We start from the raw sequence: 9,053 nt of genomic DNA, 5'->3' as shown, positions 1-9,053 counted from the left end.
ATGCGTAGCATGGTTTCCAGCGGATAAGGTCGCCGGCCATTACCAGCCTTGGGGTAAAACGGCTCGATGACTTCCACCATGTTTTGCCATGGCAGGATCTGCTCCATGCGGGACAAGAAAATCTCTTTTCTGGTCTGACGGCGCTTACTGCTGAATTGACTGTCGGCGAAGGTAAGTTGATGACTCATGATGAACCCTGTTCCATGGCTCCAGATGACAAACATGATCTCATATCAGGGACTTGTTCGCACCTTCCCTAAGTATCTCAATGAAAACAATATATTGTAAAAACACATTTTTTGTGCATTCATTCAAATGTATGTGTCAAACATGTGCCTAACCTAAAGCAGCTCTGACAATCTACCGCTCAAGTACCAGACTAGCCGGTTATAAAAACAATATTATCATTAAGTGATGGCGCAGAGCATTGAACAAAGTTAGCTACCGCCCCTGAGTTACAGCTCCCAGTGTGCTCGCAGTCCACATATTGTTAAGTTTGCCAAAGATTTATGACAGTTTTTATCCTGCTCACCTTGGCAAGCATGACGGCGAGGCGCTCGTTATGCTTATCCGTCGTGATAACCATGATCTTGCTGAGCCTATTAAGCACAAGAGGATACAAGATTAATTTTGAATCGGCGAGCTTGATTCTACCTATTGTTTGCTCAAAAGGGTAGCCAATCTGGTCTAACCAGCTCTTGATCGCTCAAAAAAACAACCAAAGATGTAATCAATAAAGATGTCTGATGAAGCGAGCAATAATAGAATATTATTGATTTTCAATATAAAAATCGATGTTGTATGTAGGAAGTGGAACCACATTGTCTGTTGCCAGATCACGTTGTTTAGCAAGCCAGACCAGATCACAGATGCCGTCTGTTGGTTCGAACGCAGCAGGTGCGTGCATCAGAATGTTGCGTACTTTCTGTTGATCAAAGTGGTGACAGGCGTCATCCAGCGAGGCCAGCAAGGGACGCAGCCTTGACCAGGGGAGCCAGCATTCTTGCGCCACCATGATCCTGGGATGTTCTGTACCTCTAGCATCATCCCCAATCAACAATTCCTCATAGAGTTTTTCACCTGGCCGCAACCCCGTCACCTCAATAGCAATGTCGCCATCGGGCCGCAGTTCATCGCGAAGCGTCAGACCGCTAAGACGGATCATACGTTTTGCAAGCTCCATGATCCGGACTGGCTGCCCCATATCGAGCACAAAAACATCGCCCCCCTCCCCCATCGCGCCCGCCTGGATAACCAACTGGGCAGCCTCCGGTATTGTCATGAAGTAGCGTATGATATCGGGATGAGTCAGAGTAATAGGCCCACCTTTGTCTATCTGTTGTCTGAACAGTGGCACCACTGAGCCGGAAGATCCGAGCACATTACCAAAGCGCACCATACAAAAACGGGTTTTGTGCTTCTCACGGGTCAAGGCTTGCAGGATGAGCTCGGCCAAGCGCTTGCTGGCCCCCATGGTGTTAGTTGGGCGTACCGCTTTGTCAGTGGATATCAGTACAAAGGTTTCAACTTCCGCTTCAATGGCTGCTTGAGCAGCATAAAGAGTGCCAAATACATTATTGCGTACCCCTTCTATGATATTGAACTCGACCAAGGGCACATGCTTGTAAGCGGCAGTATGGTAGATAGTCTGGATCCGAAAGCTCTGCATCACCGTCTTGAGGCGGTGCTGGCGCTGCACTGAGCCCAGTAACGGAGCAAGCTCAGTTTCAATTCCCTCACGTTCGCACTGTTCACGCAAGTTTTTGTGTAAGACATAGAGGGCGTATTCAGACAGTTCGAACAGAACCAAGGTGGATGGCCGGCACCGCAAGATCTGGCGACAGAGCTCCGATCCAATAGAGCCCCCAGCCCCCGTCACCATGACCGCTTTGCCTGTGATGTTGGCTTCCATCAATGTCGTCACCGGCTCTACCGGGTCTCTACCCAACAGATCGTCGATGGAGACTTCATTAAGCTGATCAATACGGGCAGATCCATTGACCAGATCGGCCATTCCCGGGATAGACAGCACTTCACAAGAGAGAGGCTCAAGTGCATTGATCACTTCCTGACGACGAGCCCTGGTGCAGCTTGGCATGGCTAACAGGATCTTCTTCACCCCATGGTGATCAATCAGCGTGGGGAGCTGAGCACTGTTGTACACGGTACATCCCTGAATAACGCATCCTTGTTTGGCAGGATCATCATCCACAAAGGCAACTGGGTAAAACTCATTACCTTGCAACAAAGCCACTTGCAACTGTCGCCCCGAGGAACCCGCACCGTAGATCATAACCTGTGTACGCGCCAAACGAGTAGTATTCAGCAGAGCCCGAAAGAACAACCGCACACCACCGACCATCAACACCAAAAATGAGAGATAGATGACCGATACGGTTCTGGGCAAGAAGATATCGAAGTAAAACGCAGAGATAACAAAAAAGCTCGTTGAAACAAATGCACCTAATGAGATTGTCCAGAGCACTCGAAAGCTAACATATCGCAAGATTGCACGATACAAACCCAGCCGAACAAAGACACTAATGCTTAGGACAATAATCGCACACAAAAGGGCCCAATGATGGGGGCTTGCGATTGGCCAGCTATGTTCAAGCCTGATCCAATATGCCCCCCAATATGCCATGGTAATCAATAACGTATCTACTGCGACAGATATTGCTCGCTTGCTGGCTCGTGACAAGGAACCAAGGCAGGTAAGTAACCAGCTACCCCCCGGCAAAAAATCTGTGCTCATTCAGGTACTCCAGCCTTTAGGTAAAATGCGAGATAAGTTAGCGGTAAGTAGGCAATAATCAGACCCAACATGCCATCGAGCGCCCCCCCTACAATCATGGCAGCAATAGGTGCAAGCCATAGGACATTTATCAAGAGCACCATCAGTGTCACATTGCGATGACTTTTCCAGTGCCTTGCAAGATATTGGTAGGCATGAGTTCGATGAGCATCACTCAAGTGACATTTGAGACGATAGCGATTCAGTAAAGTCCAGGTAGCATCAACGACAAAGACGCCGAGCATGACAAGCCACGCCCACAGGAATTGGGGGGTGAAACTTGCATCAAGCAACATCAGGGATGCGAGCATCATACCAAGGAAGCCACTGCCCCCATCTCCCATGAAGATCTTGGCCGGTGGAAAATTCCAGCACAAAAAGCCCGCAACAGAAGCCCCCAGCAACAGGGTCAAACTCGCAAACGGCCACTCACCTCCAAAAAGGTAATGCAGTAACGCCATGACAATACAGACAGTCACGGCCTCACCGGCAGCTAGGCCATCGATGCCATCCATGAAGTTGTAAAGATTGATAAACCAGATCACACCTAACCATGCCAGCGCATAACCAAACCAGGCAAGATTTAGCTGCCACCCAAAGAAAGTCAGCTCTGGCAATCCATCAACAGCTACTACAACCAATGCAGCAGAAAGACTCTGGACAATTAAACGAGTTTTTGGCTCAAGAGACAGGTGATCATCGATAAAACCAACTAGTGCGATGCCCAGTGCTGCAATCCATATCAATAGCAAGCTTCCATAAGATACCCCATACAAATCCGACACCTGGCTCACGACGAGAAAAGGAGAAGCCAACAGAAATGTAGCGACAATCGCCATGCCTCCACCTCTCGGCGTAGGTATATAATGTGAGCTGCGATGATTGGGTTGGTCAAGAAGACGGCTCTGACCGTAGCGCTTAAGTAAGCCTGTCATGATAATGGAGAAAAACAAACATAAAACTAGAAGTAACGGAAATGTCAGCATCACAAACTACTCATTTTTGGAAGATGCCATCAGGGATAAAGCCTGAGAAAACGTATAAGGAGCCGACCATTGTAGCTGCCTCTGAGCCTTGCCCGTATCCATTTCTAGAGAGCCATAAATCCGCTGCAATTTGGCATCAATCCCAAAGCAACGGCCAATCCCTCTTACCAGAATTGATGGAATATAAAACAGTCGAGAAGGGACACCTTCAGCATCAGCAATAGCTATCAGCATTTCAGATGTCGAAACAGGAACTGGATCTGCGACCAAAAAAATCTGATTAACGGTAGCAGGATGATCTATCGCACGAGCAATGAAATCGCATAAATTGGGTAATGCCAATAAACTCCGTGCATTTTTCAAACGGGCAAAGGGGAGTGGAAAACCGGTATGCACCATCTTTAACATGCTGGCAAAATTAGCCTTCACACCCTTACCATAAATAAGAGGAGGCCGGATAATGGTGACAGCCATACCACACTTCTTAGCAAGTGCCATCAGCCCTTGCTCTGCATCATATTTTGAGCGGCCATAAGGGTCTTGTGGTGGATTCTGGACATGTTCATCAAACGGCTTACCGGGCTCAGTCTGCTCACCATTTACTTTAATCGAGCTAATAAATATGAAGCGCTTAACACCAGCATCTGCGGCCTGGTTTGCGAGATTTAATGTGCCAATTGTGTTTACCGCTCGAAACGCTGTTAGAGGATCTGCTTCCTTATCAGACATCACATGCACCCTGGCGGCACAGTGAATGACAACATCCACCTGTTGTAATTGGGTTGTCCAGTTTGCATCTGCTGTCAAAGAGGGAGCGTTGATGTGATACGAAGCAAGCGGGTGACTTCGCACCGCACCTTTCACATTCACCCCCAGACTCAGCAGGTGTTCACAGACCGCCTTGCCAACAAATCCGTTGGCGCCTGTTACCAAGACTGTACTTTTGATATCTGACATTACCACCAACGCCAACCGTGAATATTGAAGAAAGTCACCATAGAGCGCCCAAACATCCAGATATGGCGCCAGCCTTTGCGGGATGCATGGCCACCGTGATGGACAACCTTCACTTGAGGAACATAGGCAATCCGGCTGATCTTTCCTGCCCGCAAACTGATGTCAAAATCTTCGAAATAGAGGAAAAAGCGAGGGTCAAATCCTCCGAGCTGCTGCAGAACATCTGTACGAAACAGCATGAAACAACCACTGACAATGGGTGGATCCCACAGCACGTCATGATTGTTGAGCTGATCAGCCATCTCATATTTTGCCAACCGCAGATGGAATATCTTCTTCACAAACGCGGGCGCAAAACCACGCAGCAATAAATCAAATACAGTTGGGTAGCGTTTACAAAGCCGCTGTACCTCACCATCTTCCCACGTAGCGAAAGGTGTCAATAATCCACAATCCGGATGTAGCTCCATAAACTCGAGCGCATTTTTCAGTGCATCTGGGGCAACTTCCAAGTCGGGATTGAGGATAAGGTGGTAATTTCCTTGCGTCAAACAACTATTATGTCCATCCCCATAACCTACGTTCATACCATCATGATGGTAATTTATCACAATATTCTTAGCTACTATCGCCAACAAACTACCGACTTCATCTGAGGATGTTACAGAGTTATCTCTCACATGAATTTCTACATTATATGATGTCAGTTTAGAAGCTTTAACAATATTAAAAAGAGTTCTATTTAAAAGCTCTATATCAACATTAAAGATGACAACACTGATAGCAACAATTTTTTTTGACATGGCTCATTGACTTCGTTTCGGCAAAAGCGAGCGATTTCTCTTTCACCATGTATAAAACATGAATTTTTTCATTTATGCATAAAACGAATATAAAAACATACAAAAAAACCAAATTTAATTATAACAAGTCATTTGCTTAACCATAAAACACCTAAAAATATGATGGCAGTCATAAACACTAAGATGTATGACACTAATAAAAAGTTCATACTAGAAATAGTTCATGACCACCACCATTACAGTAAAGTTTTATTCACGCTCAATAAGCAAATCTAACCTTTGGAATGACTCACTCCAAGGCCATTCTGTAGCAGTCTTTGCTCCATGCTTTAAGAGCATATTATACAAAGCATCATCATTGATAAGCCGTTCAACGGCTTGTTTCGCTGCTTTGACATCGAGTAGTTCAACTGCTATTGCATTATAACCATCGATAATGTACTCGTCCCAACCTGTCACTTTACCTACAACAGGAACACATCCACAGCCCATAGCTTCAAGCGGGGGACCAAAGAAGCCTTCAATTCTGCTCATTTTGATAAAAATATCACAAGAGCTATAGATAGATGGCATCATGCTCATAGGCACTTTTTCAAAAAAGTGATCATATCTCCATCCACTTTTAGGCTTACCAGCACTACTTACAATCCATATTTCACAATCAAGGTCTTTTACTGCATTATATGCATCTTCCACTGCCTTAAATGGAATATCAATAGGTCCTTCGATTAAAACACGCTTTTTAGTGCCTTTGGGAATGAATGGCTCAACGGGCTTAAAGAGTAATTGGTCAAGGCCGTTTGGCACATAAAAAGCTGAACGCTGGAACTCAGAATGGAACATATTCTGAATCCAAAACGCCTCGGTAAAATATTCATATTCTTTATCATAACCAGATGAAATAAGTTCTTGAACTCCTTTCTCATCAATAAATCGGCGTTCATCAGACTGTACAAAATATAATTTACGGCGTGATGAGATACGGCTTAAATATGGCTCTGTATTCCATGCTGTAGCAATTAGCAAATCAATATTTTTAATGACGTCGCCGTTGCCAATCTGATAAACAGGAACACTATTTTCCATCCAAGATATATTGTTTTCTTCCGATAGACAAATAAATGAAACATCATGACCACGAGAAAGCAAATAATTGGCATGCTTGATAATAATTGCCAGTCCACCAGAGATTCCGAGGCCAGCTACAATCCAACATATTTTTTGTGGGCGAGATACCTTGGTATTGTATTGTTTTAATAGCTCTCGATACCAAACATCATCTCCTTTTTGAGAATGGAAATTCAGTTCATTATTACCTGCATGTAATCTAAGTGAAACAAGAACATCAGGGAGAGACTTCAATCTATAGTTATAGTAATTCAGCCTAGCCCATAACTCATGATCCTCTCTATATTTCATATTTCTATTGATGCATCCAACAGCCATAAGAGCATCCCGTCTTACCATTACTGTGCTCTGACATGGAATACAATTTTCAAGGTGCTCTTTAAGCGTTCCATCTGGGCTATGCACAATCATCCCATCTTCTATACCAGAAATTTGACGAGATCCATCAACAATAGCTCTCCAAGAGCCATACACCCCAGAATATGAAGAGTTATTACTTAAAAAAGAAACTGAAAGTTCTAAGCGATTATTAGATGCGATATCATCACTATCTAAAAAAGCAATATATTCACCCTGTGCTTCTAAAATTCCCTTATTGCGCCCTCTAACCGCATTTCCAGATGAACGTGGGTATTTATAAATTTTCACACGCTCATCATTTCTATATTGCTCGACTACTTGAAGCGTCTCGTCTGGTGAACCATCACAGACAAGAATTAGCTCTATATTTTTATATGTTTGATTTAATATTGAATCTATTGCGGCTTGCAATTCCCATGTTCGATCATATATAGGAATGATAACTGAAACTAAATTTTCTATACCATTATTACTTTCAGTCGTAGATACCATGTTGAAGCTTTGTTTATTAAAATGCTTGCCACTAATTGACAACATAGATATCAACTGCTTTCTTTTAGAGAGAGCCAGCGACAACGAATATTTTAAACCTCTATCTCTAGTTAAAAGAATAAACCGTTTCAATGCAAATTTAAGAATAGAAAAATTGTATTTCATATTGATGTTCTTAAGTAGTTCAGTTTTAATTAATGATGATTGGTGAACTTTTTAATTTTTCGCTTTAATAAAGCCACAAAGCTGTTATTTCTCATTGATTTTACATCATCACTTAGCGCGCTCAAAAAATCTCTATTTTCTACTAAAAGTCCTCTATGCTCCGCCAAAACATCCCTATTTTCTGCTAAATGCATGCTATGCTCCGCCAAAATATCTGCATATTCTTTGCTTTGTGCAACTAAGATATTAATTTTGTCATTAGACATTAAGATATCATTATTTAGTTTTTCAATGAGGCGAGCCTGATGCATAACGGTATCACTAAGAGTTAGTATATTTTTACTAATAGCTTCACGATCAACTCCATCTACAATTTTTTGCAAAAATCTATTACTAAGTAATTGTTTGCTATAAGCAAGTGCATGTTTAACTTGTAGTGCATCGCAAAGTATTTTTTTAAAGCCAAAACCATTCAGATTAAAAGCTTTATCAATATTTGATGCTATATCTCGCTCGGCAGCCATACGTTCATACACTTGCTGGAAGGTATCGAGAGCCGAAGGAAAATCATCTTTTAATTCTTTAATAATAGTGCTAGCATCTTTTTTACTACAGGCTGGACGACCTGAAAAATTGTAGTAAGAATTTAATTCATAATTATCAGCATCAAGATATCCATCACCACCAAAGTGGTCATATATATATACAAGCACTTTCGCGGAAACAGCAAAAACAACTGTATAGCCTATAGTAATGATCACATCATATTTTGAAAGTATCGAATCATTCAGCATTTCAACCTTGGCTGCTGAGCCATAATAGTCGAAATGTAAATTATGGTCTAATGATGGTAACTCTAACAATTCCTGTGGAGGGTGATTAGAAACAATTGCCACTCTATTCAGAGTTTGCTTCAACTCAAATGTATCATTTTGAAAAGAACAAGAGTTATGAAATACATAAACATCATCTGCCGCAATACCGCAGCGAATCAGCTCTTCTTTTGTTTCATCTGAGTTACATAGATAGCTATCAAATAGCTGACCTGAGCAAAGTGGGGCCTCTATAGGCTCATAAGGGCTTAGTGAAAAGTAGCATAACTTCCTACAGTTTACACCTTTTGGGAAAAAATACGGGAGCGTGTGGGTATGGAAACAAATAACAAGATCATATTCATGATCCATACCATCAACCAAGTCATTTATTCTTACACCAGCCAGCTGCTGATGATAAAAGTCACCTATATCGATGCATCCTATATGTACCTGATGATTTTCTCTAATAAATGCCTGTGTGAGTTCATAAACAACTCTCTCAGCCCCAGCGTAGTTTCGCAAAGATTGACATAAAATAGCGATTCTGTACATG

6 protein-coding genes and 1 pseudogene are annotated in these 9,053 nt (G+C 42.8%); all 7 read right to left on the bottom strand.

Annotation, left to right across the window (positions count from 1 at the left end):
• Window positions 1–188: pseudogene (locus AB5Y50_RS16265) on the bottom strand (IS5/IS1182 family transposase); the annotation flags it as partial.
• 581 nt (window positions 189–769) lie between these two features.
• Window positions 770–2,755 carry a polysaccharide biosynthesis protein gene (locus tag AB5Y50_RS16260; RefSeq protein WP_368163085.1) on the bottom strand — a complete coding sequence of 662 codons (1,986 nt, stop codon included), beginning with the start codon at window positions 2,753–2,755 and terminating at the stop codon, window positions 770–772.
• Window positions 2,752–3,633 (bottom strand): glycosyltransferase family 4 protein, encoded by an 882-nt coding sequence (locus AB5Y50_RS16255; RefSeq protein ID WP_368163084.1) that lies wholly within the window; start codon window positions 3,631–3,633, stop codon window positions 2,752–2,754. Before AB5Y50_RS16255 ends, AB5Y50_RS16260 begins: the two co-directional genes overlap by 4 nt.
• Window positions 3,634–3,786: 153 nt before the next feature.
• A complete protein-coding gene (locus AB5Y50_RS16250) occupies window positions 3,787–4,737 on the bottom strand; it encodes an SDR family oxidoreductase (protein ID WP_080770108.1) in 951 nt (316 codons plus the stop codon).
• A complete protein-coding gene (locus AB5Y50_RS16245; RefSeq protein WP_113978064.1) occupies window positions 4,737–5,540 on the bottom strand; it encodes a glycosyltransferase in 804 nt (267 codons plus the stop codon). Before AB5Y50_RS16245 ends, AB5Y50_RS16250 begins: the two co-directional genes overlap by 1 nt.
• Window positions 5,541–5,789: 249 nt before the next feature.
• Window positions 5,790–7,685, bottom strand: a complete 1,896-nt coding sequence (locus tag AB5Y50_RS16240; RefSeq protein ID WP_113978062.1) for a glycosyltransferase — start codon at window positions 7,683–7,685, stop codon at window positions 5,790–5,792.
• A 29-nt stretch (window positions 7,686–7,714) separates the two neighbouring features.
• Window positions 7,715–9,052: a hypothetical protein gene (locus AB5Y50_RS16235; protein WP_133280071.1), complete on the bottom strand. Its 1,338-nt coding sequence runs from the start codon at window positions 9,050–9,052 to the stop codon at window positions 7,715–7,717.
• Window position 9,053 lies beyond the last annotated feature (1 nt).

This window comes from Aeromonas sp. s6, assembly GCF_040907815.1.
In the GTDB taxonomy this organism is placed as follows: domain Bacteria; phylum Pseudomonadota; class Gammaproteobacteria; order Enterobacterales; family Aeromonadaceae; genus Aeromonas; species Aeromonas caviae.
The sequence above is the reverse complement of the archived record's forward strand: the minus strand, read 5'-3'. Positions and strand labels throughout refer to the sequence as shown.